The 26,164-nt window shown below is 66.4% G+C and carries 19 protein-coding genes and 1 riboswitch; of the genes, 4 read left to right on the top strand and 15 right to left on the bottom strand.

Going from position 1 to position 26,164, the window contains the following annotated elements:
• On the bottom strand, positions 1-538 hold a 538-nt coding region (locus QZ994_RS08485; RefSeq protein ID WP_290870910.1), incomplete at its 3' end, for a DUF898 family protein.
• A gap of 143 nt (positions 539-681) precedes the next feature.
• On the opposite strand from QZ994_RS08485, the gene QZ994_RS08480 reads away from it, so the two are divergent.
• Positions 682-1,302: a glutathione S-transferase N-terminal domain-containing protein gene (locus QZ994_RS08480; protein ID WP_290870908.1), complete on the top strand. Its 621-nt coding sequence runs from the start codon at positions 682-684 to the stop codon at positions 1,300-1,302.
• 12 nt (positions 1,303-1,314) lie between these two features.
• Here QZ994_RS08480 and QZ994_RS08475 read toward each other — a convergent pair whose 3' ends face one another.
• Positions 1,315-2,979: an FMN-binding glutamate synthase family protein gene (locus tag QZ994_RS08475; RefSeq protein WP_290870906.1), complete on the bottom strand. Its 1,665-nt coding sequence runs from the start codon at positions 2,977-2,979 to the stop codon at positions 1,315-1,317.
• Between the two features lie 189 nt (positions 2,980-3,168).
• A riboswitch (SAM riboswitch) is annotated at positions 3,169-3,243 on the top strand.
• Between the two features lie 50 nt (positions 3,244-3,293).
• On the opposite strand from QZ994_RS08475, the gene QZ994_RS08470 reads away from it, so the two are divergent.
• The gene (locus QZ994_RS08470; protein WP_290870904.1) at positions 3,294-4,454 is read left to right on the top strand and encodes a homoserine O-acetyltransferase; all 1,161 of its coding nucleotides are present in this window, start codon (positions 3,294-3,296) and stop codon (positions 4,452-4,454) included.
• Entirely contained in the window at positions 4,451-5,035 is a 585-nt protein-coding gene (gene metW / locus QZ994_RS08465) for a methionine biosynthesis protein MetW (protein WP_290870903.1), read from the top strand. Before QZ994_RS08470 ends, metW begins: the two co-directional genes overlap by 4 nt.
• A gap of 61 nt (positions 5,036-5,096) precedes the next feature.
• Here the strand turns inward: metW and QZ994_RS08460 are convergent, their stop codons facing one another.
• From QZ994_RS08460 to QZ994_RS08400, 13 genes are all read right to left on the bottom strand, one after another.
• On the bottom strand, positions 5,097-6,158 hold the full coding sequence (locus tag QZ994_RS08460; RefSeq protein WP_290870902.1) for a porin: 1,062 nt from the start codon (positions 6,156-6,158) through the stop codon (positions 5,097-5,099).
• A gap of 247 nt (positions 6,159-6,405) precedes the next feature.
• Positions 6,406-7,482 (bottom strand): porin, encoded by a 1,077-nt coding sequence (locus tag QZ994_RS08455; protein WP_290870900.1) that lies wholly within the window; start codon positions 7,480-7,482, stop codon positions 6,406-6,408.
• Positions 7,483-7,899: 417 nt separating this feature from the next.
• The gene (recQ, locus tag QZ994_RS08450; protein ID WP_290870898.1) at positions 7,900-9,765 is read right to left on the bottom strand and encodes a DNA helicase RecQ; all 1,866 of its coding nucleotides are present in this window, start codon (positions 9,763-9,765) and stop codon (positions 7,900-7,902) included.
• 90 nt (positions 9,766-9,855) lie between these two features.
• A complete protein-coding gene (gene ppc, locus QZ994_RS08445) occupies positions 9,856-12,672 on the bottom strand; it encodes a phosphoenolpyruvate carboxylase (protein WP_290870896.1) in 2,817 nt (938 codons plus the stop codon).
• Positions 12,673-12,958: 286 nt separating this feature from the next.
• Positions 12,959-14,188, bottom strand: coding sequence for a carbohydrate porin (locus QZ994_RS08440; protein WP_290870894.1), 1,230 nt, complete (start codon positions 14,186-14,188; stop codon positions 12,959-12,961).
• 185 nt (positions 14,189-14,373) lie between these two features.
• Positions 14,374-15,162, bottom strand: a complete 789-nt coding sequence (gene iolB, locus QZ994_RS08435; RefSeq protein ID WP_290870892.1) for a 5-deoxy-glucuronate isomerase — start codon at positions 15,160-15,162, stop codon at positions 14,374-14,376.
• Complete coding sequence (gene iolE / locus QZ994_RS08430) at positions 15,162-16,082, bottom strand: myo-inosose-2 dehydratase (RefSeq protein ID WP_290870890.1); 921 nt, start codon at positions 16,080-16,082, stop codon at positions 15,162-15,164. The genes iolB and iolE overlap by 1 nt, the downstream gene beginning before the upstream one ends.
• 58 nt (positions 16,083-16,140) lie before the next feature.
• On the bottom strand, positions 16,141-18,012 hold the full coding sequence (iolD, locus tag QZ994_RS08425; protein WP_290870888.1) for a 3D-(3,5/4)-trihydroxycyclohexane-1,2-dione acylhydrolase (decyclizing): 1,872 nt from the start codon (positions 18,010-18,012) through the stop codon (positions 16,141-16,143).
• Entirely contained in the window at positions 18,009-19,982 is a 1,974-nt protein-coding gene (gene iolC, locus QZ994_RS08420) for a 5-dehydro-2-deoxygluconokinase (RefSeq protein WP_290870886.1), read from the bottom strand. The genes iolD and iolC overlap by 4 nt, the downstream gene beginning before the upstream one ends.
• A gap of 46 nt (positions 19,983-20,028) precedes the next feature.
• On the bottom strand, positions 20,029-21,048 hold the full coding sequence (locus QZ994_RS08415) for an ABC transporter permease (protein ID WP_290870884.1): 1,020 nt from the start codon (positions 21,046-21,048) through the stop codon (positions 20,029-20,031).
• Between the two features lie 19 nt (positions 21,049-21,067).
• Complete coding sequence (locus QZ994_RS08410; RefSeq protein ID WP_290870912.1) at positions 21,068-22,594, bottom strand: sugar ABC transporter ATP-binding protein; 1,527 nt, start codon at positions 22,592-22,594, stop codon at positions 21,068-21,070.
• A 90-nt stretch (positions 22,595-22,684) separates the two neighbouring features.
• Complete coding sequence (locus QZ994_RS08405) at positions 22,685-23,605, bottom strand: sugar ABC transporter substrate-binding protein (protein WP_290870882.1); 921 nt, start codon at positions 23,603-23,605, stop codon at positions 22,685-22,687.
• A 234-nt stretch (positions 23,606-23,839) separates the two neighbouring features.
• A complete protein-coding gene (locus tag QZ994_RS08400; protein WP_290870879.1) occupies positions 23,840-24,880 on the bottom strand; it encodes a LacI family DNA-binding transcriptional regulator in 1,041 nt (346 codons plus the stop codon).
• Between the two features lie 200 nt (positions 24,881-25,080).
• Between QZ994_RS08400 and QZ994_RS08395 the strand changes: the two genes are divergently transcribed.
• On the top strand, positions 25,081-26,164 hold a 1,084-nt coding region (locus tag QZ994_RS08395; RefSeq protein ID WP_290870877.1), incomplete at its 3' end, for a fatty acid desaturase family protein.

The following is a 26,164-nucleotide window of genomic DNA, read 5'->3' as shown; positions in this document are numbered from 1 at the left end:
CCAGGGGGCTGACGCTGGCGGCGGTCGCGTGGTAGTCCAGCCGGTGACCGGCCACATGGGTGTGGCGCATGAAAAACCGCTGGGTCGACACCCGCGCCCAGGGCAGGTAGAGCCCGGCGGTCACGAGCACCAGAATCAGGTTGCGCAGCCACAGGCGGGCGTAATCGGCCGGCCGCGCCGTGAACGACACCGGCAGGCTCAGCACCACCCCGGGCGGCAGGCGAGGGATGTCGTGACTGGTCGCCCCGGCGGCAACATCGGGCTGCGGTGGTGGCGGCGGAGCTTGTCGGGGCGATGCCCTCGGTGGCGCCGGACGCGCCATGGGTTCGTCCAGGGGCATGGGCCGCGACCCGATGGGCTGGGGCCAGACCAGCGCTGGCCCGCGCGGGCGAGCAAGCGCATCGGCCGCTTCGGGCGCTTCGGGCGCCTCAGGAGCGTCGGACAGCACACCTCCGGCCGTCAGGGGCACAGCAGGATTCACCGCTGCCTGCGCCAGGTGGGTGATGAACGAGGTGGAAGGAACATCAGGACGGCGCATGCTGCCACAACTGTAACTTCGGTGATCGTGCTCGGAAGCGCACCCTCCCCCCCTGCTTGGGTGAGGCCAGCCGGGATACCCTGTGCGCACGCCCGATCCCCTGTCCTCGCTAGAATCGGGCCCAACACACCACAAAAGACAGCATGAAACTGATCGGATCCCTCACCAGCCCGTTTGTCCGCAAGGTGCGCATCGTGCTGGCCGAAAAAAAACTCGACTACAAGTTCGTGCTGGAAGACGTCTGGGCGGCTGACACCACCATCGCCGAATCCAACCCGCTGGGCAAGGTGCCCTGCCTGGTGATGGAAGGCGGCGAGGCCATCTTCGATTCGCGGGTGATCGTGGAATACGTCGACACCCTCTCGCCCGTGGGCAAGCTCATCCCCCTGAGCGGCCGCGAGCGCGTCGAAGTCAAGACCTGGGAAGCCCTGGCCGACGGCCTGATGGAAGCCGCCGTGCTGGCCCGCATGGAGCAGACCTGGGTCCACCGCAGCGCCGAGCAGCGCAGCCAGGCCTGGATCGACCGCCAGGTGAAAAAAGTGCGCGACGCCGTCAAGGCCATGAGCCAGGGTCTGGGCGACCGCCCCTGGTGCAACGGCAACCACCACAGCCTGGCCGATGTGGCCGTGGGCACCGCCCTCGGCTACCTCGACTTCCGCTTCCCCGAGATCGACTGGCGCGGCGACTACCCCAACCTGGGCAAGCTCTTCGACAAGCTCTCGCAACGCCAGAGCTTCATCGACACCGCCCCGCCTCAGGCCTGAAGCGCTGGCGCCTCACACATCGGTGGCCGGGGCGAAAGAGTGGGCGCTGGCCCGCAGCCAGTACTGCTCGAACGCGAGGTGGCGCCAGGGGCGCTCACCGCGCTCGGCCGCCAGGATTTCACCCGGCGACAGATAGACCAGCAGGTTCGACAGCCGCCTGACCTCGTAACCCGACAAGCGCCGCACGATGTGGTCGGCGCTGATCTCGTTGGGGTGCTTCAGCCCGGCCGCCTGCACCAGCTCCTGCAGCGCATGCAGGGTGTTCTGGTGGTAACGCAGCACGCGCTGGGCCTTGTCCGGCACCACCAGGGCGCGCTGGCGTGAGGGCTCCTGCGAGGTCACGCCCGTGGGGCAATGGCCCGTGTGGCAGGCCTGGGCCTGGATGCAGCCCAGCGAGAACATGAAGCCCCGCGCCGAATTGCACCAGTCGGCCCCCAGGGCCATCATGCGCGCGATGTCGAAGGCGCTGATCACCTTGCCCGCACACCCGATCTTCACGCGGTGGCGCTCACCCAGGCCGACCAGGGTGTTGTGCACCAGAAGCAGCCCCTCCTGCAGCGGTGCGCCCACATGGTCGGTGAACTCCAGCGGTGCCGCCCCCGTGCCGCCCTCGGCGCCGTCCACCACGATGAAATCCGGCCAGATCCCGGTTTCGCGCATGGCCTTGGCCAGGGCAAACCATTCCCAGGGGTGGCCGATGCACAGCTTGAAACCCACGGGCTTGCCGCCCGATAGCTGACGCAGGCGCTCGATGAACCGCATCATCTCCACCGGCGTGGAGAAGGCGCTGTGGCTGGCCGGCGAGACACAGTCCTGCCCCACCATCACGCCCCGCGCCTCGGCGATCTCGGGCGTCACCTTGGGGCCCGGCAGCACGCCGCCATGGCCCGGCTTGGCGCCCTGACTGAGCTTGAGCTCGATCATCTTCACCTGCGGCTCGCGGGCATTGAGCTGGAACTTCTCGGGGTCGAAATGGCCGTCGTCCGTGCGGCAGCCAAAGTAGCCGGAGCCGATCTCCCAGATCAGGTCGCCTCCCGGCTCGCGGTGATACCGGCTGATCGAGCCCTCGCCCGTGTCGTGGGCGAAATGCCCCAGCTTCGCACCGGTGTTGAGCGCCAGCACCGCGTTGGCGCTCAGCGCACCGAAGCTCATGGCCGAGATGTTGAACACGCTGGCACTGTAGGGCTGGGTGCAGCCGCTTCCGCCCGCACCGATCACGACCCGGAAGTCGTGGCTGGGCAAGGCGCTGGGCACCAGAGAGTGGCTGATCCACTCGTAGCCCTCGGCCGACACGTCCATCTGCGTGCCGAAGGGGCGCTTGTCGGGCTCCCCCTTGGCGCGCTGGTAGACCAGGGAGCGCTGCTGGCGCGAAAACGGCGCCGCCTCGCTGTCACCCTCAATGAAGTACTGCCGGATCTCGGGGCGGATGAACTCCAGCAGGTAGCGCAGGTGCCCGATGACCGGGTAATTGCGCAGGATGGAGCGCGAGGTCTGCCGCAGGTCGTTCAGCCCCAGGCCGACCAGGCCCGTGCCCAAGACGGCCAGCACCAGCGCGCCCAGGCCGCCGCCCTCCCCCAGCCAGCGCCACCATCCCCACGCCGCGGCCAGCAAGGCCAGACACAGGGCGGCATAACGGATGGGCACGTGCTCATTGAGCCTGATCAGCCAGCGGGGCATGGCGCGTCTCCTCGGGTTCAGGCCTGGCACTCGGGCTTGCGGGACGCGGTCCGGGCACTCGGCCTCTTTGCACCATACTAGACCCGCTCGGTGAAGCGTGGTGCAGGCAACTGCGGGACAACTCGCAGGCACATCCGGTCATCCTTCACGGAGCCGGGCGGGGCCTGCCCGGACGGTTTGGCGCTACACTTCGCAAACAGCGCCGATTTGTCCGGATTGCGGGCGCTCAACAAATACTGCTAAAGAGGGCGCTGCTGAACCGGCCCCTGCTTTGTGCGAGGCCGGTTTTTTCTTGCCAACACCGTCGTAGCGTCATGTCTTCCCTCGGGGTCGTCACCCCTGCCTCCATGCACTTCAGCACGCCGCTGCCGCTGCAAAGCGGCGCCGTGCTGCGCGACTACACCCTGGTCTACGAGACCTACGGCCGCCTCAACGCGGACCGCAGCAACGCCGTGCTGGTGTGCCACGCGCTGAACGCCTCTCACCACGTCGCCGGCCTGCACGCCGACGAACACGGCAACGCCATCCCCAAAAGCGAGGGCTGGTGGGACAACCTGATCGGCCCCGGCAAGCCGCTGGACACCGACAAGTTCTTCGTCATCGGCATCAACAACCCCGGCTCCTGCTTCGGCTCGACCGGCCCCACCCACACCAACCCGGACACCGGCAAGCTCTATGGCGCCGACTTCCCCGTGGTCACGGTGGAAGACTGGGTGAACGCCCAGGCCCGCGTGCTCGACCGACTGGGCATCACCCAGCTGGCGGCCGTGCTGGGCGGCAGCCTGGGCGGCATGCAGGCCCTGAGCTGGACGCTGCAACACCCCGAGCGCATGCGGCATTGCGTGGCCGTGGCCACCGCGCCCAAGCTCTCGGCCCAGAACATCGCCTTCAACGAGGTGGCCCGCCGCGCCATCGTCACCGACCCCGACTTCCACCACGGCCACTTCTACGAACACGGCGTGCTGCCCCGGCGCGGCCTGCGCGTGGCGCGCATGATTGGCCACATCACCTACCTGTCGGACGACGTGATGGAGTCGAAGTTCGGCCGCGAACTGGTGGGCCGCGAACTGGGCGACGCACCGCACTACAGCACCCAGGACATCGAGTTCCAGGTCGAGAGCTACCTGCGCTACCAGGGCGACAAGTTCAGCGACTACTTCGACGCCAACACCTACCTGCTGATCACGCGCGCCCTCGACTACTTCGATCCGGCCCGCGCCCACGGAGGCAAGCTGAGCGCCGCCCTGTCCAAGGCCCTGGCCAAGTTCCTGGTCATCAGCTTCACGACCGACTGGCGCTTCTCGCCCCAGCGCTCGCGCGAAATCGTCAAGGCGCTGGTCGACAACCGCCATGACGTGAGCTACGCCGAGATCGACGCCCCCCACGGCCACGACGCCTTCCTGCTCGACGACCCGCGCTACCACGGCGTGGTCCGGGCCTATTTCGAACGCATCCACCGCGAGCTGGCAGCATGAGCGACCGAGACCTCCACCACGTCATCGCCGGCCTGATCCCGCAGGGCGCTCGCGTGCTCGACCTCGGCTGCGGCAACGGCGCCCTGCTGGCCCACCTGCGCGACACCCGCCAGTGCACCGGCTACGGCATCGAACTCGACGACGCCAAGGTGCTCGAGTGCGTGCAGCGCGGCGTCAACGTCATCCAGCGCAACCTCGAAGAGGGCCTGGCCCTGTTCGAAGACAACAGCTTCGACGTGGTGCTGCAGCTCGACACCCTCCAGCACCTGCGCAACACCGAGGCCATGCTGCGCGAGACCGCGCGCGTGGGCCGCCAGGGCCTGGTCAGCTTCCCCAATTTCGCGCACTGGCCGCACCGGCTGAGCGTGCTGCGCGGCCGCATGCCGGTCACCAAGACCCTGCCCTACCAGTGGTACGACACGCCCAACATCCGCGTGGCCACCTTCGCCGACTTCGAGGTGCTGGCACGCAAGAACGGCCTGCGCATCCTCGAATCCTTCGGCCTGCGCGGACGCGAAGTGATCAAGGTCTGGCCCAACCTGATGGCCAGCACCGCCGTGTTCAAGTTCGAACGCAGCTGAGCACGAAAAACCCGGCCTCGCGAGCCGGGTTTCTTGTTTCAGGGCCGAACCGGGTTCAGGCTCAGAAGGCGTGGCGGATGCCCACGGTGTAGTTGTGGCCCTTCTTGTAGCCCGTGACCTTCTCCTGGTCGAACATGTAGGCGGCGTAGACGTCGGTGCGCTTCGACAGGTTGTGGTCGTAGCCCAGGGTGAAGATGTTGTGCGTCACGCGCGTGGTGGAGGTGCTCGTTTCCGACGGGCGCTCCTTGCTCTGGCCGAAGGCCGTCAGCACCTTGCCAGCCGTGGTGACCGGCACCGATGCGCTCAGCTGCCAGACCTTGGTGTCGATGTTCTTGGCTGCGGTGGTGAAGCCGCTGTTGTCGAGCTCGCCATACTGGGCAAAGAACTTGGCGAAGCCAGCGTCGTAGGTGGCGCCAAGCAGGCCGAAGTTCTGGCGCTGACCCGCGGTGAACGCGGCCTTGGGTGCCTGGGTGCTGCCCACGCTCTGCCAGGCGCCGACCACCGAGACCGGACCGGCGGCGTAGCGGGCATGCAGGCCATAGCTGCTGCGCTGGGCCTTGGTGGCGTCTTCACCGGTCTGGACGATGGCCGTGGCCGAGAAGCCCCCCATGGTCGGCATCGCGTAGGAGACCGCGTTGCTCCACCCTGAGTCACCCAGGTCGTTGCCCCAGGAGCCACCGAAGGTGAGTTGGGTGATGGGCGACAGGCCGAAAGAGCCACCAAAGGCTTCGGTCTGGACGATGGCGAGGTAGAGCGGGTCGATCTGACGGCCCAGGGTCACCTTGCCGAAGCCGCCTTGCAGGTACACGTTGGCGTTGCGCGACCACATTGGGTCGCTGGAGCCGAAGCGACCCGAGGCACCGGTGTCAGGGCGGAGGAAGCCTTCGAGTGCGAAACCGGCCTTGAGGCCGTCGCCCAGGTCTTCCACACCCTTGAAGCCGATGTAGCTGGTGGTCAGCTGATTGGGCTCGACCTTGGTGGTGCGGGCACCAGAGGTGGAGCTGGGCTGGTAGCTGCCCAGGGCCAGGTCGATGACGCCGTAGGCGGAAACGGAAGACTGCGCCTGCGCCGTGGCGGCCAGGGCCAGCAGGACGGCGGGAGCAAGGTGGGAGGGCTTGAACATGGACGAAAAACTCCTGTGACAGATCACGCAAGGTTCACTCGTTTGGCGAACTGTATACAGAATTGCAGGAAGTGTGCCGCCCCACCTTCTGGCCAGCCCACCGGATTTCCGCCTGATTTCGCCCCACATTGACCCATGTTGGCGACACATGGCACCAGAACAGGACTTGCGCCATGTGAACGCACCAAAAGAAAAAGCGCCCCGAAGGGCGCTTTTCCGTGCACGAAGCAGAAAGGCTGAAAGCCGATCAGAAAGCGTGCTTGATGCCGACGGCGAAGGTCTGGCCCGACACCTTGTCGGTATGCTGGTTGTTGGTGAACACGCCGTACACGTCGGTGCGCTTCGACAGGAAGTAGTCGTAGCCAACCGAGAAAACGGTGTCGGTTTCTTTGGTGTCGGTGGCCTTGAGGGTGTTTTCCAGCTTGCCGAAGGATGCCAGGACGGAGCCCTTTTCGGTCACAGGCACGGACACGCCGATTTGGTAGATCTTGTCCTTGTTGGCGTCTTGAGCGCCAGCAGCACCGACCGTCGAAGCCGTTTGCTTGACTTGGGTGTATTGCGCGAACGCCTTGACCACGCCGAAGTCATAGCTGGTGCCCAGACCGATCACCTTCTCGTTGGCATCGTAAGCCGTGGCGATGCCCGACTTCACGTAGGTCAGCGTGGCGCTGAAGGGGCCAGCGTTGTAGACACCAGCCACCGAGTAGCTGTTGCCGAAGCCGGAAGTGGTGGTTTCCTTGGTCGAGTATTGACCCACCAACTGGAAGCCCGAGAACACGGGGGACTCGTAAGTCACCGAATTCACGAAGCCGGTGTCGAAGCCGACGCCTGCGTTGGCCTGAGCCACGTTGGCCATGCCGTAGTAGTAATGGCGCATCGTAGGCGAGTAAGCCATCGAGCTACCGAACGGGTTGTAGGTGTAGCCAGCGGTGAACAGGGGGTTGTCGTACTGACCCAGGGCCAGCTTACCGAAGTCACCGGTCAGGGCGACGAAGGAGCCACGGCTCCAGAAGCCGCCGGCCTTGTTGCCATAAGCGGTGCCACCAGCTTGACCAGTGTCCACGCCCAGGAAGGATTCCAGAGCGAATTCGGCCTTCAGGCCGCCGCCCAGGTCTTCGGAACCGGCAAAACCGATGAAGCTGGTCATCATCTTGCCGCTGGCGACTTCGGTCGTCCGGCTCGAAACACCCTTGTCATGGGCAGCTTCGAAGGAACCCATACCAATGTCCAGCGAACCATAGACCTTCAGGCTGGACTGAGCTTGGGCGGCACCGGCAGCGGCCAGCATGGCGGCCACGGCGACCAGAGATTTCTTAGCAAACATCGAGTTCTCCTAGCAATGAGATGAACGAATTTCGATCAGGGAAAACACACATGAGGGATGTGTTCACCACCAATCCATTGTGGGACGGAAAGTCCGCAGGGGGGGTGGTTAGCAAGATCCGTGACGGCCAAACCGGGGGTTTTGAGCCCGTTTTTGTCGCCAAGCTGCCACAAAGAGCGATTTATCAATGCGTTTTTCGGACAAAACACGAGCCCAACACCCTGAAACAGCTTGTTTTTCATTGCCCAAGCAATGATTTGCGACTTGCGCCAAGGTGGTGCACAAACGGCCTGGGGCCTCTCAGGACTTTCCCTGGGAGCGATGGACATGGGCGCGGCCAAACTCCCCTCCGTGGTGCGCAGGCAGCGGCGGGATGGCCAGATTTGGGGCGCGTGTCGCGTGGGCGACCCGGGAGGCTCAGGCCCTCAGGAGGTCGAGGATCTGATCCCCGTAGGCCTGCAATTTCTTGGCGCCAACCCCGCTGATTTCGCCCAACTCCCCCAGGGTCTGGGGGGCGACCCGGGCCATGTCGGCCAAGGTCGCGTCGTTGAAGACGATGTAGGCGGGCAGGTTGTGCTCGCGGGCCACGCCTGCTCGCCAGGTGCGCAGATCGGTGAAGCGCTGCAGGGCCTCGCCCACCAGGTCGGCGGGCACGGCGCCACCCGCGGGCTTGCTGCCCCCCTTGCTGACGCGGCCACGCTTGGGCGCCTCCACGGACTCGCGCAGGGTCAGCTGCACTTCGCCCTTGAGCACGGCCCTGGCCGTGTCGGTCAGGGCCAGGGTGTTGTACTCGCCCTCGGCCACCACATGGCCCAGGGCCACGAGCTGGCGCAGCACGGCGCGCCACTGGTTCTCCGACAGATCGGCCCCCACCCCAAAGGTGCTCAGGCTCTGGTGGCCGTACTGCTGGACCTTGTCGGTCACCTTGCCGCGCAGCACGTCGATCAGGTGCCCGGCACCAAAGCGCTGCTGGCCGTGCTGCCAGAAGCGGTAGATGCAGCTGAGGAGCTTGCGGGCGGCCTCGGTGCCATCCCAGGTGGCGGGCGGGCGCAGGCAGTTGTCGCAGTTGCCGCAAGGCTGGCTGGCTTCGCCGAAATACGCCAGCAGGCGCACGCGGCGGCAATCGTGGGACTCGGCCATGGCCAGCAAGGCGTCGAGCTTGCCGCGCTGCACGCGCTTGAACTCGTCGGTCGCCGGGCTTTCGTCGATCATGCGGCGCTGGTTGACCACGTCGGCCAGGCCGTAGGTGAGCCAGGCGTCGGCTTCACCACCATCGCGGCCGGCACGGCCCGTTTCCTGGTAGTAGCTCTCGATGTTCTTGGGCAGGTCGAGGTGGGCCACGAAGCGCACATCGGGCTTGTCGATGCCCATGCCGAAGGCAATGGTGGCGACCATGACCAGGCCGTCTTCGCGCAGGAAGCGGTCCTGGTGGCGCTGGCGCACGCTGGCATCCAGCCCGGCGTGGTAGGGCAGCGCGTTGATCCCCTGCTCGGTCAGCCAGCTGGCGGTGTCTTCCACCTTCTTGCGGCTCTGGCAGTAGACGATGCCGGCGTGGCCTTCGTGCTCTTCGCGGATGAAATGAATCAGCTGCTTGCGCGGCTCGTCTTTTTCAACCAGGGCGTAGCGGATGTTGGGCCGGTCGAAGCTGCTGATGAAGACGCGGGCATCTTGCAACTGCAGGCGCTCGATCATGTCGGCGCGGGTGCTGTCGTCGGCCGTGGCGGTCAGGGCCAGACGGGGCACGTCGGGGAAGCGCTCGTGCAGCAGGCTGAGCTGCAGGTAGTCTTCCCGGAAGTCATGGCCCCACTGGCTGACGCAGTGGGCCTCGTCGATGGCGAACAGGCTGAGCAGGCCGCGTTCGTGCAGGCTGGCCAGCTGGGCCTGGAAGCGGATGTTGGTGATGCGCTCGGGCGCCGCATACAACATGACCAGACGCCCGGCCATCATCTCGCGCTCGATGCGCTGGGTGTCTTCCTGGGTGAGCGTGCTGTTGAGGAAGCAGGCGTGCACGCCCACCTCTTCGAGGGCGCCGACCTGGTCGTGCATCAGCGCGATCAGCGGGGACACCACCACCGTGACGCCACGGCCCTGGCGGTGGCGCGCGATGGCCGGCACCTGGTAGCACAGGCTCTTGCCGCCGCCCGTGGGCATGAGCACCAGGGCGTCGCCGCCAGCGGTGACGTGCTCGACGATGTCGGCCTGCTGACCGCGGAAGGCGGTGTAGCCGAAGACCTCGTTGAGGATGCTCAGCGGGAGGGTCGAGGCGGCAGAAGGATCAGGCACGTTGGCGGGCGGAGAGAGCGGCAGGCAGGGCCGTATTGTGCGCCCTGCTCTGCCCGCCCTGCCACGGGCCAGGTGCCGATCGCGGGCCGTTCAACCGCTGTTGCGCAGCCCCTGGGCCAGACCGTTGATGGTCAGGTGGATGCCGCGCTGGATGCGCTCATCGGGCGCCTCGTTGCGCTGTTGGCGCTCGCGGAAGCTCTGCAGCAGCGTGACCTGCAGGTGGTTGAGCGGGTCCAGGTAGGGGTGGCGGTCGGCGATGTGGCGCTGCAGGCCGGGGTTGCGCTCCAGCAGCGTCTTCTGACCGGTCACCATCAGCAGGTTGGCGATGGTGAGCTCGTGCTCGGCGCGGATGCGGCCAAAGATGGACGCGCTCAGGGCCTTGTCGGACACCAGGTCGGCATAACGCGAGGCAATGGCCAGGTCGGACTTGGCCAGCACCATGTCCATGTTGGACAGCAGGCTGGACAGGTAGGGCCACTGCGCATGCATGGCCTGCAGGCGCTGCTTGCCGGCCTCGCCGTGCTTGGCGATGTAGGACTGCACTGCGGTGCCGAAGCCATACCAGCCCGGCAACATGATGCGGCACTGGGCCCAGCTGAAGACCCAGGGGATGGCGCGCAGGTCGTCGATCGAGGTGGACTTCTTGCGCGAAGCCGGGCGGCTGCCGATGTTGAGGTGAGCGATCTCGGCAATCACGGTGGATTCCCAGAAGAACTGCTCGAAGCCCTCGGTCTCGTAGACCAGGTTGCGGTAGGCGGCGAAGGCCGTGGCCGAGAGCTCTTCCATCACGTCGAGGTACTCGGCCGGCACGCCGCGGTTGGGCGGCAGCAGGCTGGCGTGCAGGGTCGCGGCCACCAGCACCTCGAGGTTGCGGCGGCCCACTTCGGGCTGGCCGTACTTGGCGGCGATCACTTCGCCCTGTTCGGTCAGGCGCAGTTGGCCTTGCACCGCACCTGGGGGCTGGGCCAGGATGGCCTGGTAGCTGGGGCCACCACCGCGGCCCACGGAACCACCGCGGCCGTGGAAGAGTCGCAGGCGCACGCCGTGCTTGGCGAAGACCTCGACCAGACCGATCTCGGCCTTGTAGAGCTCCCAGCCCGAGGTGAGGAAGCCACCGTCCTTGTTGGAATCGGAGTAACCCAGCATCACCTCTTGCTCGTTGCCACGGCTTTGCAGCAACTCACGGTAGATGGGCAGGCCCAGCAGGGTGTCCATGATGGCGGGCGCGGCACGCAGGTCACCAATGGTTTCGAACAGCGGCACGATGTGCAGCGCCAGGCTGGCGGGCTGGCCGGCCAGGGCGGGCTTGAGCAGGCCGGATTCCTTCAGGAGCACGGCCACTTCCAGCAGGTCGGACACACTGGCGGTCTTGCTGATGATGGCCTGGGCGATGGACTGGCTGCCGTAGAGGGCATGTGCCTTCTGGGCTTGCTGGAAGATGGCGATCTCGCCCTGGCTCAGTTCGCTGTACTGGATGTGCGGCGAGTACAGCGGACGGGCCGTCTGCAGTTCGGTGAGCAGGCGCTCGATGCGCTGCGCTTCGTTGAGCGAGAGGTAGGCGCTGCCGGGTTCGGCCGCTTCGAGCAGGTCGGCGATGACCTGTTCGTGCACGTCGGAGTTCTGGCGCAAATCGAGCGGGGCCAGGCTGAAGCCAAACACCTGCACGGCACGGCGCAGCAAGCGCAGGCGACCGCGCGTGAGCGAGGCCGAGCCATTGGCCTTGAGCGAGCGGTGGATGACGTTGAGGTCGGCCAGCAGGTCCTCCGACCTGGCGTAGGGCTCGGCGTCGCCCAGGGCCGGACGGGCAGGCTTGCGACCGATCAGGTTCTGGTAGGTGGCCGCCATGCGGGCGTAGAGGCCGCTGATGGCTCGGCGATAAGGCTCGTCCATGCGGTGCTGGGACTGGTCGGGCGAGGCCGCGGCCAGCTTGAGCAGGGCTTCAGACGGGTTGGCCAGCAGGGCCGAGATCGAGAGCTCCAGGCCCAGGCTGTTGAGCTCGGCCAGGTAGAAGCGCAGCACGCATTCGGCCTGCAGGCGCAGGGCCGAATCCAGCACCTGGGCGGTGACGAAGGGGTTGCCGTCGCGGTCACCGCCAATCCAGCTGGCCACGTGCAGGAAGTTGGGCAGCTCGAGCTCGTCGGCCTGCGGGGCGCGGGCGATCTTGAGGTCGGCACGCAAGCGGTCTTCCAGCTGGGCGTAGAGACGGGGCACCTCGCGCAGGAAAGTGCGGTCGTGGGTTTCCAGGCTGTTGGCCACCTCGTCGAGCACCGACAGCTTGGTCGGACGCAGCAGGCGGGTCTGCCAGAGGGTGAGCACGATGCGTCGCAGCTCTTCTTCGGACTCGGCGCGCTCTTCGGGCGTGGGCGGGGTCAGGTCGCGCTCACGCAGCAGGCGGGCCAGCTGCATCTGTTCGTGCAGGATGCTGTGGCGGCGCACCTCGGTGGGGTGGGCGGTCAGCACGGGCGCGATCTTGGCGTGGCCGATCAGCTCCAGCACCTGGGCGGGGCTCAGGCCCTCGGCCTGGAACTGGTCGAGCGCGTGGCTGAGTGAGCCTTCGGCAGCGGCATTGCCGGCCAGTGCGGCCTGGCGTTGCAGGCGGATCTGGTGCTGGTCTTCGGCGATGTTGGCCAGCAGCGAGAAATAGCTGAAGGAGCGGATCACCTGCAGCATCTGCTCGCGCGAGAGGCTGTCCAGCGTCGATTCAAGGGCCTGGCGCGCAGCCTGGTCGTCTTCGCGGCGGAATCGCACCGAGTGGCGGCGGATCTGGTCCACGAGTTCGTAGGTGGCCTCGCCGTGCTGTTCGCGCACGGTGTCACCGAGCACGCGGCCCAGCAGGCGGATGTCTTCCCTCAGGGGGTGATGGGGATCGCTGACGGAAGCGGATGGTTCTTGGTCTTGCGGGTGCATGCCGGGTCTCTCGTGAAGGCGGGGCTTGGTGAAACAGGCCTACATGGCCAGGGGGGTGAACGCAGTTGCGCGCTACAGCGATTGTGTCGCCATGCACGAAACATTCCTACAAAAAAATGCCCCCGGGCCTTTTCAGGTGCACCGGGGGTGAGGTGGCCGAGCTGTTCGTGGCGGTGAAGGCCGCTCGGCAGGCCGGAACCCAGGACCGCCCATCACGGCCGGGGTTCCTCCGCCGCACCACCTCAGGTGGTGCGAGGGCTGCTCTGTGTCGTCAGGTCAAGCTGGCTCAGAACCAGATTTCAGCTTGCACGCCGACCAGGGTCGTGCCGCTCTTGGTGGTGTCAACCAGCTTGGCGGGGGTGGCGCCGATCACACCACCCACGGCGGCGTCAGAAGCCTTGTCGTTCCAGGTGACGCGGGTCACATAGAAACGCAGCTCAGGACGCGACCAGAAATCGCCGTTCAGGGCCAGGGTCGGGGCAATGGTGAACTTGTTCAGGCGAGCGGTGCCGGCCACGCCGTCCACCTTGGCCGAGGTGATGCCCACTTCGCCCAGCATCTTGAAGTTCTGGGTCACGGCGTAGCTCACGCGGCCGCCCAGCGAAGTGCGGGTGACCTTGGTGGCAGCGTCGGTGACGTCGTCATGGGTCTTGTCACGCTCCCACACGGCCTGGGCCTGACCGCCCCAAGGACCAGACTGCCAGTTGATCGAGTCCAGGGCGCGCACGCCGCTGTGCTTGGTGGCCGAGAAGCCGGTGTTCAGGCCAGCGTGACCCTGAGCGGCTTGCAGCCACACGGAGTTGGTCAGACCCTTCATGCCGAAATCGGCCTGGTCGTGCTTCAGCGACACGGCGGTGCCAGAGCTGCCGTTCACGTAGTCGCCATTGACCAGCGAAGCCACCACACGGAACTTGCCGCCCGGGTTGGTGTTGATGTCGTACAGGTCGGCGGTGATGCGGTTGGCGGTGTCGTTCACGCCCTTCTTGCCGACGAACTCGTCGCTGCTGTAGGCGTGCACGCCCAGCTTGGCGCCTGCCACATCGAGGTCGTACACACCGGCGCCGACGTTGGAGCCGTAGTTGATGTAGAAGGTGTCGACGATGTGAACGTCGGAACGCTGATAACGCTTACCAGCCCAGAACTTGGCGTTCGGTGCGAAGTCGAAACCTGCCACTTCCAGGAACAGCTGAGCGGTGTCGTAGCTGGTGGAGCTGGGGTTGGGCTTGGAGTTGTAAACCGAGGGCATCCAGCCGAAGGTGAAGGTTTGCGCGCCCACTTGCTGCTTGTGCGACAGCAGGAATTCGCCGTAGAAGTCACCTTCGTTGCCGAGACGGTAGCCTTGGCCTGCACCACCCAGGTCGTAGCGGTAGACGTTGGGGGCACCTTCAGCCGCCTGGGCTTCGTTGCCAGCAAACACGGGACCCGAGCGCAGGTAGCCGTTGAACTCGAAAGCCATGGCCTGCGAGGCCAGCAGGGCCGCGGCGGCGGCAAGGGTCAGGCGAATACCTTTTTTCATGTGGATTGCTCCTCGGCTGCGGGCCCTTTTTGTGCGGGCCCAGTTGGTGGGAAATGCAGTGGCGACGGGTCTTGTTGGACGCTGGCCCTGTCTGCGGTCAAGCAGGTCGCCGGGGCCTTGTTAAACAAAATATTAATTAATTAACGTCGGCTTAACGGACCGGGGGAACCCTAGGGAACGTTGCCTCAACGCAACATCCATTCGTGCGCCGGGTCGTTCTTGAAGGCCCATTTCCGCTGAGGACCCGCCATGGTGTTGAGGTAATAGAGCCGGTAGCCAAAGGGCGCCACGGTGGGGTGGTAGCCACGGGGCACCATCACGGTGTCGTGGTCCTCCACGGCCATGGCTTCGTCGAGCGAGCGGTCGTCTGTGTAGACGCGCTGGAAGGCGAAACCCTGGGCCGGATCCAGGCGGTGGTAATAGGTCTCTTCGAGCACCGTTTCACCCTCGCCCGCGGTGTCGTGCTTGTGCGGGGGGTAGCTCGATGAGTGGCCCGCCGGGGTCACCACCTCGACCACCAGCAGGCCTTCGGCCGGTTCGGTTTCCGGCAGGATGTCACACACATAGCGGGTGTTGGCGCCTTGGCCACGCACGCTGCGCTTCATGGTGCTGGGGTCGATCAGGCGGGTGGGATAAAGGCCTTGCGCCGGGGCGCTGCTGTAGGCGACTTCGGCATCGCCCAGGGCCGTGACGCTCACCGCCTGGTGGGTGGTGATGTAGAGCGCGTGCGGCGAGCTCTCGTCAAAGACGCTGCTGCGGCCTCCCAGGCCCTCGAAGCGCTCGCCCCCCACCTGGACGTTGACACGGCCGGTGAGCACGGTGAGGCAGACCTCTGTTCGGCCGGTCTCAAAGTGATCGGCCTGGCCCTGGGTGAGGCGAACGGCCCGGAAGCCCACATGGCCCCAACCGGCTGATTCGGGCGTGATGTCGACCAGGGTGCTGCCATCGCGGCGCGCTTTGACGAGCAGGCTCATCACTTCGCTCCCAGTTCGTTGACCAGGTTGCGCAGGGTGTCGTGGCCCAACTTGGCGTACTGGTAAGGAGGGGCCACGGCCGGGTCCTGCTCGGCCTCGACCACCAGCCAGCCTTCGTAGCCCGCGTCGTGCAGCACGGTCAGCACGCTGCGGAAGTCGATGCCGCCGTCGCCGGGCACGGTGAAGGCGCCATTGAGCACGGAATTCAGGAAAGACCAGTTGTCGTTGCGGGCTGTGGCCACGACGTCTTTGCGCACGTCCTTGCAGTGCACGTGCACCACGCGCTTGACATGCTTGCGCAGCTGCGCCGTGACGTCGACCGTGCGACCGCCGTAGGTGCCGCCAAAGTAGGTGTGGCCGGTGTCAAAGAGCAGGCCCACGTTCTCGTTGGTGACGGCCATGAGCTGGTCCACGTCTTCCGGCGTTTCGACCACGGCACCCATGTGGTGGTGGTAAGCCAGGGTGATGCCGTAGCGGGCCTTGAGGTGCTCGCCAAAGGCATTGAGGCGAGCGCCATAGGCCTGCCAGGCCGCGGCCGAGGTGATGCGGGGGCGCTTGACCAGCGGGGTCTCGATCTGCCCCTGGATGGAGCCGGCCACTTCACCATAGACGACCACCTTGCAGCCGTTGTGCTGCAGCTTGGCCATGTGGGTGTGGCAGCGTTCGATCTCGTCGTCGACCGTGCCTTCGGCCAGGAAGCCGGAGTACCAGCCGGAGACGCAGGCCACCTTGAACTCGGCCAGCTTGGCGGCCAGGGCAGCAGGCTCCTTGGGGAACTTGTTGCCCAGCTCGAAGCCTTCGTAGCCGATCTCGGCGCCTTCGCCCAGGGCCGTTTCCAGCGGGGTTTCGCCGCCCAGGGAGGGCAGGTCGTCGTTGCTCCAGCTGATGGGGTTGATGCCGATGCGGACGTTCCAGCTCATGTTGTGATCCTCAGGTGTCGGAGATGAATGGGGTGACAAAGGGGTTGTGCAGGCGGCTTCACAGGCGCTGGCGCGACTTCTGCTGCTGGCCTTCTTGGTGCGCGGTGAGCACGGCCTCGCGCTCGGAAACCTCGGGGATGCCCACCTCCCACCAGGTGCCGCCATCGGGCGTGGTGCGCTCCGGTGTGGTGTCGATCACCAGCACGGTGGTGCGGTCGGCCTGGCGGGCGCGGACCATCTCGGCCTTGAGCGCGGCCACGCTGTCGACGTGCACGGAACGGGCGCCCAGGCTGGCGGCGTGCGCGGCAAAGTCGACCGGGATGTCCAGCCCACCCTCGGGGATGCAGTGCGCCAGCAGGTTGTTGTAGTTCTCGCTGCCCACGGCGCGCTGCAGGCGGTTGATGCAGCCGTAGCCCCGGTTGTCGAGCACCACGATGATGAGCTTCTTGCCCAGCATCACCGAGGTGGCGATCTCGGAGTTCATCATCAGGTAGGAGCCGTCGCCCACCATCACGATGACTTCCTTGTCGGGTCGGGCCATCTTCACGCCCAGGCCACCTGCGATCTCGTAGCCCATGCAGGAGTAGCCGTAGTCCATGTGGTAATGGCCCGGGCCACCGGCGCGCCACAGCTTGTGCAGTTCGGCCGGCAGGGTGCCTGCGGCGCAGACCACGATGTCGCGGTTGGCGCTGTCGGGCGTGGAGTCGCGCACGGCACCGATGACTTCGGCGTCGTAAGGCAGGGTGCCGGCGGGTGGCACGGCTGTGGTGAGGTCGCTCACGCGCTCGCGCCACTGGTGGGCACGGCGGCTGGCTTCGTTGGCCCAGCCGTCTTCAGGCTGCCAGCCAGCCAAGGCCGTGTCCAGCGATTGCAAGGCCAGACGGGCATCGGCCACCAGGCCTTGGGCGCGGCAGCGGGCCGCGTCCAGCGGTTGCACATTGATGGACAGCAGCTTCGCCTGTGCAAACAGGGCGTGCGAGCCGGTGGTGAAATCCTGCAGGCGGGTGCCCACGCCGATCACGAGGTCCGCCTGTTCGGCCATGGCGTTGGCGGCGGGCGAACCGGTCACGCCCACAGAGCCGAGGTTGAGCGGGTGGTCCCAGCTCAGGGCGCCCTTGCCGGCCTGCGATTCGACCACGGGCACGCCGTAACGCTGAGCCAGGGTGCTCAAGACCTCGCTGGCGCCGGCATAGAGCACACCGCCACCGGCCACGATCAGCGGGCGACGGGCCTGCTGGATGGCGGCCACGGCAAGCGCAAATTCGCGCTCATCGGGCACCGGGCGGCGGATGCGCAGGGGCGCAGGCCGCAGGAAGTCTTCCGGGCAATCGAAGGCCTGGCTTTGCACGTCCTGCGGCAGAGCCAGGGTGACGGGACCGCAGGTGGCCGGGTCGGTCAGGATCTGCAGGGCGCGCGGCAGGGCCGAGAGGATCTGCTCGGGGCGGGTGATGCGATCGAAATAGCGCGAGACCGGGCGGAAGCAATCGTTGGCCGTGGCATCGCCTTCGCTGAAGCTCTCGATCTGCTGCAGCACCGGGTCCGGGGCGCGAGAGGCAAAGGTGTCGCCCGGCAGCAGCAGGATGGGCAAGCGGTTCACATGGGCCAGGGCCGCGGCCGTGACCATGTTGGTGGCACCCGGCCCGATGGACGAGGTGGCCACCTGGATGCGGCGGCGCATGTGGGCCTTGCCGTAGGCGATGGCCGAGTGCGCCATGGCCTGCTCGTTGTGGGCCCGGAACACTGGCAACTCGGCGCGGTGCTGGGCCAGGGCCTCGCCCAGGCCGGCCACGTTGCCGTGACCAAAGATGGCCCAGACACCGCCCACATAGGGGTGCAGGCTGCCATCGTCTTCTTCGATGCGCAGGGCGGCCAGGTAACGGACCAGGGCCTGGGCCATGGTCAGGCGGATGGTGGGCACAGAGCGGCTCATGCGCGGGCTCCTTCGAGGGCGGCAGGGGTGCTGGCCGAGGTCTTGCGCGTGGCGCGCCAGCCGTCGATCAGGGTGCGGAAATTGCCCGCGACTTCGTCAATCAATTGCTGGTCGGTCAGGTCGCCGCGCAGCCACTGCGCGCTGGCCTGCGCCCAGGTGGTGCGGCCGATCATGAAGCCCTTGACCACCGGTGCCTGGGCCTGGCCGAAGCCTTCAAGCAGCTCGTTCATCGGTTGGTTCAGGCCCAGGATGACGGCCCCGCGGCAGTAGGGGTCGCGCTCTTGCACCAGGGCATCGAGCTCTTCCCAGGATGCCTTGGGCATGACGCCCAGCTTCCACCACTCGGGCTTGAGGCCCAGGTTGTAGAGGCGCTTGACCGAGCGCAGCACGGCGCCCCCCACGTCACCACCGACCAGCTTGGCCTTGGGCGGGATCACCTCCAACAGCAGCTCATGGCCCGAGGCGCGCGTGGCTTCCCACACTTCCAGCAGGGTGCGCTCTTGCGCCAGGCGCAGCTCGGGCTCGTCGTCCGGGTGGTAGTAGACGAGGCACTTCACCACCTGCTCTCGCGGCCAGCTTTGCAGCTTGGTGGCCAGCGAAAGGGCGCGGTCGAAGCGCAGCGGGTAGCTGCCGGGCAGCTCGATGGGGCGGCCCACCCACCAGCCACGGCCGGTGGCATCGTGCAGCGAGGCTTCGCCGTAGAGGTCGTCGATCAGCACGCCGATCTTGCCCTGCGTGGACACGTCATCGGCCACGGCCTTGGCGGCACGGGTCAGCAGGCGCTTGAGCTCGGGGATGCGCGTCTCGGTGGCGCCGTTTTCACGGGCGATGTCGTAGAACTGGGCGCGGTGGTCGAAGGCCAGCACATAGACCTCGGGCCAGGCCGGGCGGGCGGCCGAGACACGGTGCAGGTGCGACAGCACCGGATCGCGGTCGGGCTGCGGATGGCGGTGCCCGCTGAACCAGTGCGCGAGTTCATCGGGGGTGGGCATGGCGGGCGCACAGGCATGGCGCGAAACCACGATGGCACCACAGGCATTGGCAATCGCCGCCGATTCGGCAAAGGACTTGCCGCGCAACAGGCCACTCATCAGGCCCGAGGCAAAGGCATCGCCCGCGCCCAGCACATTGAGCACCTCGACGCGCTCACCCTGCACCGTCTCGGCTTCGTCCAGGCTGGCCGGCACGGCGCCAGGGATGAAGCTGCAGCCCAGGGCTCCGCGCTTGACCACCAGGGCAGCGGCGGACACGGCGCGCACCGCACGCAGCGAGGCCATGATGTCATCGGGCACGCCACCGGCGATGAGGAACTCTTCTTCGGTGCCGATGATGAGCTCGAACTGCGGCAGGTCCTGCTGCAGCTGCTGGGTGACGCGGGCATCGGCCACGAAGCGGTTTTCGCCTTCACCGCGGCCGGTGAGGCCCCACAGCACAGGGCGGTAGTCGATGTCGAGCACGCGGGTCACGCCATGCTGGCCAGCGAAGCTCAGGGCGCGGCGCGAGGCGTCACGGACCTGGCTGGTGCTCAGGTGCGTGCCGGTGATCAGCAGCGAGCGGCAGCCCTTGATGAAGTCTTCGCTGATGGCGTTGGCGTCGAGCGCCATGTCGGCGCAGTTCTCGCGGTAGAAGAGCAGCGGGAAGGTGTCGCGGTCTTTGAGGCCCAACAACACCAGGCCGGTGAGGCGCTGGGCGTCGGTCTGCACCTGGCTCACATCGCAGCCTTCACGCTGCAGGGTGTTGAGCAGGAAGCGGCCCATCTGCTCCTGGCCGACCCGCGAGATCATCGCGCTCTTCAGCCCCAGGCGGGCCGTGCCGAAGGCGATGTTGGCCGAAGAGCCACCCAGGTACTTGGCGAAGCTGGAAGCGTCTTCCAGCGCACAGCCAACCTGCTGGGCGTAGAGGTCGACCGCCAGGCGTCCGAGGCAGGCGATGTCGATGGGCCGGTTGGCCGGGAAGGTCAAGGTGGTCATGCGCGTCCTTGGGGTGCAGTCAGGGTTGAGGTCAACGCGTCAGGGTTCAGCGCTTTTTCTTGCGCAGCTGGTCGGCCACCACGGCGACAACGATGATGCCGCCCTTGATGATTTCCTGGATGTAGGAGTCGATGCCCAGGAAAGTGAAGCCGCTGGAGATCACGCCCAGGATCAGGGCGCCGATCACGGTGCCGGTGATGCGGCCCACACCACCCGAGAGGCTGGTGCCGCCGATGACGGCTGCCGCGATGGCATCGAGCTCATACGACATGCCCATGCCGGACTGGCCGGTCTGCGCACGGGACGAGGCGATCACACCGGCCAGGCCAGCCAGGGTGCCGGCCAGGGTGTAGATCCAGATCAGCTGGCGGTTGATGTTGATGCCCGAGACGCGGGCGGCGACCGGGTTGCCACCCACGGCATAGGTGCACTTGCCGAAGCGGGTGAAGCGCAGCACCACATGGAAGACCAGGGCGGTGAGCAGGAAGACGATCACGGGCTTGGCGCCGGAGCCGATCCACAGGTAGCCGTCGCTCAGCATCGACACAGGCTGGCCGTGGGTGTAGAGACGGGCCAGGCCGCGTGCCGACACCATCATGCCCAGCGTGACGATGAAGGCCGGCACGCCGGTGCGCACGATCAGGCTGCCGTTGAACCAACCCACCAGGGCGCCCACGCCCACGCCCAGCAGGATGGGCACGATGGCGGGCAGATCGGTCAGGCCGGGGTAGACGGCCCGGGCGTAATCGCTGGTCTGGGCGAAGCTGGCGGCCACCATGGCCGAGAGCGCCACCACCGATCCGGACGAGAGGTCGATGCCGCCCGCGATGATGATCATGGTGACCCCGATGGCGATCAGGCCGATTTCGGAGACCTGCAGCACCATGATGACGAGGCCGGCAGGGTTGCCGAGGAAGGACTGGTCACGGACCAGCCAGCCCAGGCCTTCGAAACACAGGGCAATGCCCAGCAGCACCAGGAAGATGCTGAGGTCTTGGGGCCAGCGCCGGGCGCGGGGCTTGAAGGATTGGGAGGTCAGGGAATCGACCGTGGGTGCTTGGCTCATGGGTGTGTCCTGCAATCAATCAGTTCGTGAAGTCGGCGCGCACCCCGGAGGCGAGCGCCATGATGCGTTCCTGGCTGAAGTCGGCGCGGTTGAGTTCACCGGCCACGCGGCCTTCGTGCATCACCACCATGCGGTCGCTCATGCCCATCACCTCGGGCAGTTCGGACGAAATCATGATGATGGCCACGCCTTGCTTGGCCAGCGACGACATCAGCCGGTGGATCTCGGACTTGGCGCCCACGTCGATGCCGCGGGTCGGTTCGTCCAGGATGAGGATGCGGGGCTTGTTCAGCAGCCAGCGGGCGATCAGCACCTTCTGCTGGTTGCCGCCCGAGAGGTTCTCGATGGTCTCGTTCAGATCGGGCGTCTTGACGGCCAGGCGCTTGCGCATGTCTTCGCACTCGCCATCGACCACGCCCTGGCGCACGAAGCCGGCGGGTGCGTGCTGGTTCATGGCCGTGATCTCCATGTTGGCGCCCACCGACAACATCAGGAAGAGGCCCGATTTCTTGCGGTCTTCGGTCAACAGGGCCATGCCCTGGGCGATCGCGTCCTTGGGACTGCGAATGCGCAGGGTCTGGCCGTGTAGCGTGATCTCGCCCTTGTCGGCCGGGTCGACGCCAAACAGGGACTCGACCACCTCCGTGCGGCCCGAACCCATCAGGCCGGCAAAGCCCAGGATCTCGCCGTAGCGCACGTTGAAGCTCACGTCGTGGAACTTGCCCTTGCGGCTCAGGCCCTTGACGGCCACGGCCACGTCGCCAATCTGCGCCTCTTCCTTGGGGAAGAGCTGGCTGAGTTCGCGGCCGACCATCGCTGCGATCAGCGAGTTCGGCGTGAAGGTGGAGGCCGGGCCCGAAACGATGTGCTTGCCATCGCGGAAGATGGAGATGTCGTCGGCGATCTTGAAGACCTCGTCCATCTTGTGCGTGATGTAGATGATGGCCTTGCCATCGCGGCGCAGCGCATCGATGATCGCGAACAGACGGGCGACTTCCTTGTCGGTGATGGCCGAGGTGGGCTCGTCCATGATCAGGACGTCGGAGTTGTAGCTCACGGCCTTGGCGATCTCCACCATCTGGCGGTTGGCGATCGACAGGTCCCCCAGCAGGCACTCGGGGTCGATGTCGATGCGCAGGCGCGCCATCAGCTCGGCCGTCTGCTCATTGAGGCGGCTGTGGTTGACCAGGCCGAGGCGGTTGCGGGGCTCGCGGCCAATCCAGATGTTCTCGGCCACCGTCATGTCGGCCAGTAGGTTGAGCTCCTGGTGGATCATGGCGATGCCCACGTCCAGCGCGTCGCGCGGGGTCTTGAGGTTCAGAGTCTTGCCGCGCAGCGTCAGCGTGCCGCTGTCGGCCACATAGGCGCCGGCCAGGATTTTCATCATGGTCGACTTGCCTGCACCGTTTTCACCCATCAGGGCGTGCACGGCACCGGCGCGGATGCTCAGGGAGACGTTGTCGAGGGCCACCACACCGGGGAAGGCCTTGCGAATCTGGTTGGCGGTCAGCAGCACCTTGTGCTCGCTGGTGGCGACAGCCTGCATTTCAATGAGGTCGGCTTGCATGGTGGGCCCTTGTTTGGATTCAGACATGGACAGGGCCCCGTGCGGACGGTCCGCCGGGGCCCGTCTGCATCAGTTGGAAGCGTATTGCTTGTAGTTCTCGAGCGTGACCAGCTCGTAAGGGATCATCACGGAGGGCACGACGTTCTTGTCACCCTTGGCCATCTTCATAGCCTGGTCGATCGCACCCGAACCTTGGCCCTTGGCGTTCTGGAACACCGTGAAAGACAGGTCACCCTTGACCAGTTCCTGCAGGGCATCCGGCGTGGCGTCCACACCCGCAACCAGCACCTTCTTCGGGCTGATCTTGGCCTGACGCAATGCGATCAGGGCGCCAATGGCCATCTCGTCGTTGTTGGCGGCCACGGCGTCGATCTTGTGACCGGCGCTGATCCACTTGCTCATCAGGTCGATGCCCTGGTTGCGCTGCCAGTTGCCGGTCTGCTCTTCGATGACCTTGATGCCGGGGTACTTCTTGAAGACCTCCTTCACGCCGCGGGTGCGGTCCTGGGCGGCGTCGGTCGACAGCTCACCCACCATGATCACGACGTTGCCCTTGCCGTTGAGGCGCTTGGCCAGGGCTTCACCTTGCAGGTGACCGGCAACGAGGGAGTCCGAACCCACGAAGCTCACGCCATTGCCCATCTTTTCATCGGGCTTGCGGTTCACGTAGACCAGGGGGATGCCGGCCTTGCGGGCGGCTTCGCTGATGCGCTTGGTCGACGCGGTGTCGGCGGGGTTCACCACGATGGCAGAGACCTTCTGCGAGATGAAGGTTTCAACCTGGCTGACCTGGCGCCCCACGTCGCCGCGGGCATCTTCGAACTGCAGGGACACGCCCTTGAGGCCTTCGGCGTGCTTCTGCATGCCACCGCGCAGGATGGTCAGGAAGTTGTCGTCGAAGTGCGCCATGGAGACGCCGATCTTGGTCTGCGCCATGGCGGCGACGGGCAACATCATCGTGACGAGTGCGGTTTGGATCCACTTTTTCATGCTGTCTTCCTCGGTAGTTGGGGACTCAGGGGTGGAGGGGAGGCGCTGCTCGGCGGCAGCTTCGGTTGACCTTGTTTTTCAACCTGGGCTGATTGTAGAAATCCGTTTCTCTTTTTTCCCTTAGGGGAAACCCGTTTCTATTTTTAGAAAAGCAAGGAAACGGATTTCCAGGCGCTGACCACCCAGCTGGCGCGGAACGTCCAGCACGCGGCGGTACCGCCAAGCACCTGTGCCTCAGGTGTTTTCGGGGGTGTGCACGTCGAAGGGTGGGTAGACCATGCGCGGGGCCCAGGGCTGGCCGGCAGCGTCCAGTGCCTCGCACAGCAACTGCACCGCGGCCTCGGCCACCGCCGCCTTCGGGGTGGCGATGACCAGGTCGATCAGCCCTTCGTGCAAGGCCTCGCGGTGCAAGGGGGAGAGCTCGCTGGCGACGGTGACGATGTGGTGCTCGTGGCCGCGCAGTTCGCGCAAGGCCTTGAGCACACCCGGCACCCCGCCACTGGGCAGGTAGAGACCGACCAGATCGGGGTGGCGATCGACCAGCGTGAGCGTGGCCTCGTAGGCCAGGTCAGGGTCTTCGCGGTTGACCACGGCGTCGAGCACCTGGAAGCCAGGCGCGTGCTCGCGCAGGTAGGAGCGCAGGCTCATCTCGGTCAGCTCGTGCCCGATGAAGCGGTGGCTGCCCACGAAGACGCCCACCTCGCCCGCCACCTTCGACAGGCGACTGATGGCCCAGGCCGCCGTGCGACCGGTCTTGCGGTGGTCCAGGCCCACATGGCCGGCGCGCAAGGGTGACCCGATGTCGGAGAGCAAAGCCACCGTGGGGCAGCCCCGCCCCTGCAGCACGGCCACGGCCTCGTTGACCTGAGGGTGGTCACCGGCCACGATGCCGATGCCATCGGCCTGTTCGGCCAGCTCGTGCATGGCCTGGACCAGCGCAGCGGGGCGCAGCGCATCGACCACGCGCACCACCGCCCGGCAACGCCAGCGGGTCTGCGCCGCAGCGGCCTGCTGCAATGCCTCGGCCAGCGCGGCGTAAAACGGGTCGTGGTTGATCTGCAGGATGAAGCCCAGGGTTCGCGCTGGCGTGTTGCCCCCACCCAGGAGGCGCTGGCGCATCAGGTCGCTGGCGTGGTAGCCGATGCGCTGCGCCGCCTCCATCACCCGCATGGCCGTGGGCCCACGCACCGGCAGTCGGCCATTGAGCACCCTGTCGACCGTGGCCACGCTCACCCCCGCAGCCTCGGCCACCGCGGTCATGGTGGGGCGCTTCATGCCCCCCATGACCTGCCCCGTGTCCATGCGGACAAGCCCGCGGTGCCTGCCATCCCTGCAATTTTTTGGCATCTCATCCTGATAGTTTCTGACAGGTCCTGCGAGAAGGCCATGGAGCAAAACCCGCATGGCGCCTAGCATTTGCTCGCACCAGCACCACCCACGCCGCGACGTTGGCAGACACCTCAGGAGACCCGCCCATGACACGCCCACTGGCCCCCGCGGCCACCACCCACGCCGACTACGACCTGCTGACCGGCGCAGGCGATCGCGCCCACGCCGCCGGCCTGGTGAACGCCAACTGGTACAAGTGCCCCGTTCCCCGCACGACGATGAAGGAGCTGATGAAGCGCGACGACGCCCGCGCGCTGCGCGACACGGCGCTCTGGTACGCACTCATCGTGGCGGCTGGCATGCTGGCCTGGCACAGCCTGGACACGGCCTGGGCCATTCCCGCCTTCCTGCTCTACGGCACGCTTTATTGCGGCCCGGCCGATTCGCGCTGGCACGAGTCCAGCCATGGCACAGCCTTCAAGACCCGCTGGATGAACGATGTGCTCTACCAGTTGGCCTGCTTCCAGGTCTTCCGCCGCCCCACCGTCTGGCGCTGGAGCCACGCCCGCCACCACACCGACACCCTGGTCACCGGACGCGACCCCGAGGTGGCCGTGCCACTGCCGGTGGGCCTGGTGAGCCAGACCCTGGGCTTCTTCGGCCTCTTTCACCTGCCCAAGGAGCTGAAAAAGGTGCTGGCCAATGCCGCCGGTCACCTGAGTGAAGCCGACCGCAGCTTCGTGCCGGAGATGGAGTGGCCCAAGGTCGTCCGCGAAGCCCGCGTCTGGGTTGCCCTGTACGTCACGCTGGCCGTCTACTGCCTGGCCGAGCAGACCTGGGTGCCCTTCCTGTTCGTGGGCCTGCCCAGCATCTACGGCGCCTGGCTCTACAACTTCTTTGGCCTGACCCAGCACGCCGCCCTGCCCGAGAACGTGCTCGATCACCGCGCCAACTGCCGCACCGTGCACATGAACCCGGCATTCCGCTTCCTGTACTGGAACATGAACTACCACGTCGAACACCACATGTTCCCCATGGTGCCCTTCCACGCCCTGCCCGCGCTGCACGAAGCCATCAAGGCCGACTGCCCGCCCGCCTACCCCAGCACCTGGGCCGCCTACTGCGAGATCCTGCCCGGCCTGGTCCGCCAGTCGCGTGACCCGTCGTATTACGTCAGCCGCCCCATCCCCAGCGCACCCGCCGTGGCGCCCAGCGCGGCGTGCTCGGCCG

Source organism: Aquabacterium sp., from assembly GCF_021768455.1.
GTDB lineage: Bacteria > Pseudomonadota > Gammaproteobacteria > Burkholderiales > Burkholderiaceae_C > Aquabacterium.
The sequence above is the reverse complement of the archived record's forward strand: the minus strand, read 5'-3'. Positions and strand labels throughout refer to the sequence as shown.

What these genes read in the sequence shown, in the direction of transcription:
- QZ994_RS08480 (WP_290870908.1), top strand. Translation starts at nt 682, where the DNA reads ATGAAACTGATCGGATCCCTCACCAGCCCGTTTGTCCGCAAGGTGCGC.
- QZ994_RS08475 (WP_290870906.1), bottom strand. Translation starts at nt 2,979, where the DNA reads ATGCCCCGCTGGCTGATCAGGCTCAATGAGCACGTGCCCATCCGTTAT.
- QZ994_RS08470 (WP_290870904.1), top strand. Translation starts at nt 3,294, where the DNA reads ATGTCTTCCCTCGGGGTCGTCACCCCTGCCTCCATGCACTTCAGCACG.
- metW (WP_290870903.1), top strand. Translation starts at nt 4,451, where the DNA reads ATGAGCGACCGAGACCTCCACCACGTCATCGCCGGCCTGATCCCGCAG.
- QZ994_RS08460 (WP_290870902.1), bottom strand. Translation starts at nt 6,158, where the DNA reads ATGTTCAAGCCCTCCCACCTTGCTCCCGCCGTCCTGCTGGCCCTGGCC.
- QZ994_RS08455 (WP_290870900.1), bottom strand. Translation starts at nt 7,482, where the DNA reads ATGTTTGCTAAGAAATCTCTGGTCGCCGTGGCCGCCATGCTGGCCGCT.
- ppc (WP_290870896.1), bottom strand. Translation starts at nt 12,672, where the DNA reads ATGCACCCGCAAGACCAAGAACCATCCGCTTCCGTCAGCGATCCCCAT.
- QZ994_RS08440 (WP_290870894.1), bottom strand. Translation starts at nt 14,188, where the DNA reads ATGAAAAAAGGTATTCGCCTGACCCTTGCCGCCGCCGCGGCCCTGCTG.
- iolB (WP_290870892.1), bottom strand. Translation starts at nt 15,162, where the DNA reads ATGAGCCTGCTCGTCAAAGCGCGCCGCGATGGCAGCACCCTGGTCGAC.
- iolE (WP_290870890.1), bottom strand. Translation starts at nt 16,082, where the DNA reads ATGAGCTGGAACGTCCGCATCGGCATCAACCCCATCAGCTGGAGCAAC.
- iolD (WP_290870888.1), bottom strand. Translation starts at nt 18,012, where the DNA reads ATGAGCCGCTCTGTGCCCACCATCCGCCTGACCATGGCCCAGGCCCTG.
- iolC (WP_290870886.1), bottom strand. Translation starts at nt 19,982, where the DNA reads ATGACCACCTTGACCTTCCCGGCCAACCGGCCCATCGACATCGCCTGC.
- QZ994_RS08415 (WP_290870884.1), bottom strand. Translation starts at nt 21,048, where the DNA reads ATGAGCCAAGCACCCACGGTCGATTCCCTGACCTCCCAATCCTTCAAG.
- QZ994_RS08410 (WP_290870912.1), bottom strand. Translation starts at nt 22,594, where the DNA reads ATGCAGGCTGTCGCCACCAGCGAGCACAAGGTGCTGCTGACCGCCAAC.
- QZ994_RS08405 (WP_290870882.1), bottom strand. Translation starts at nt 23,605, where the DNA reads ATGAAAAAGTGGATCCAAACCGCACTCGTCACGATGATGTTGCCCGTC.
- QZ994_RS08400 (WP_290870879.1), bottom strand. Translation starts at nt 24,880, where the DNA reads ATGAAGCGCCCCACCATGACCGCGGTGGCCGAGGCTGCGGGGGTGAGC.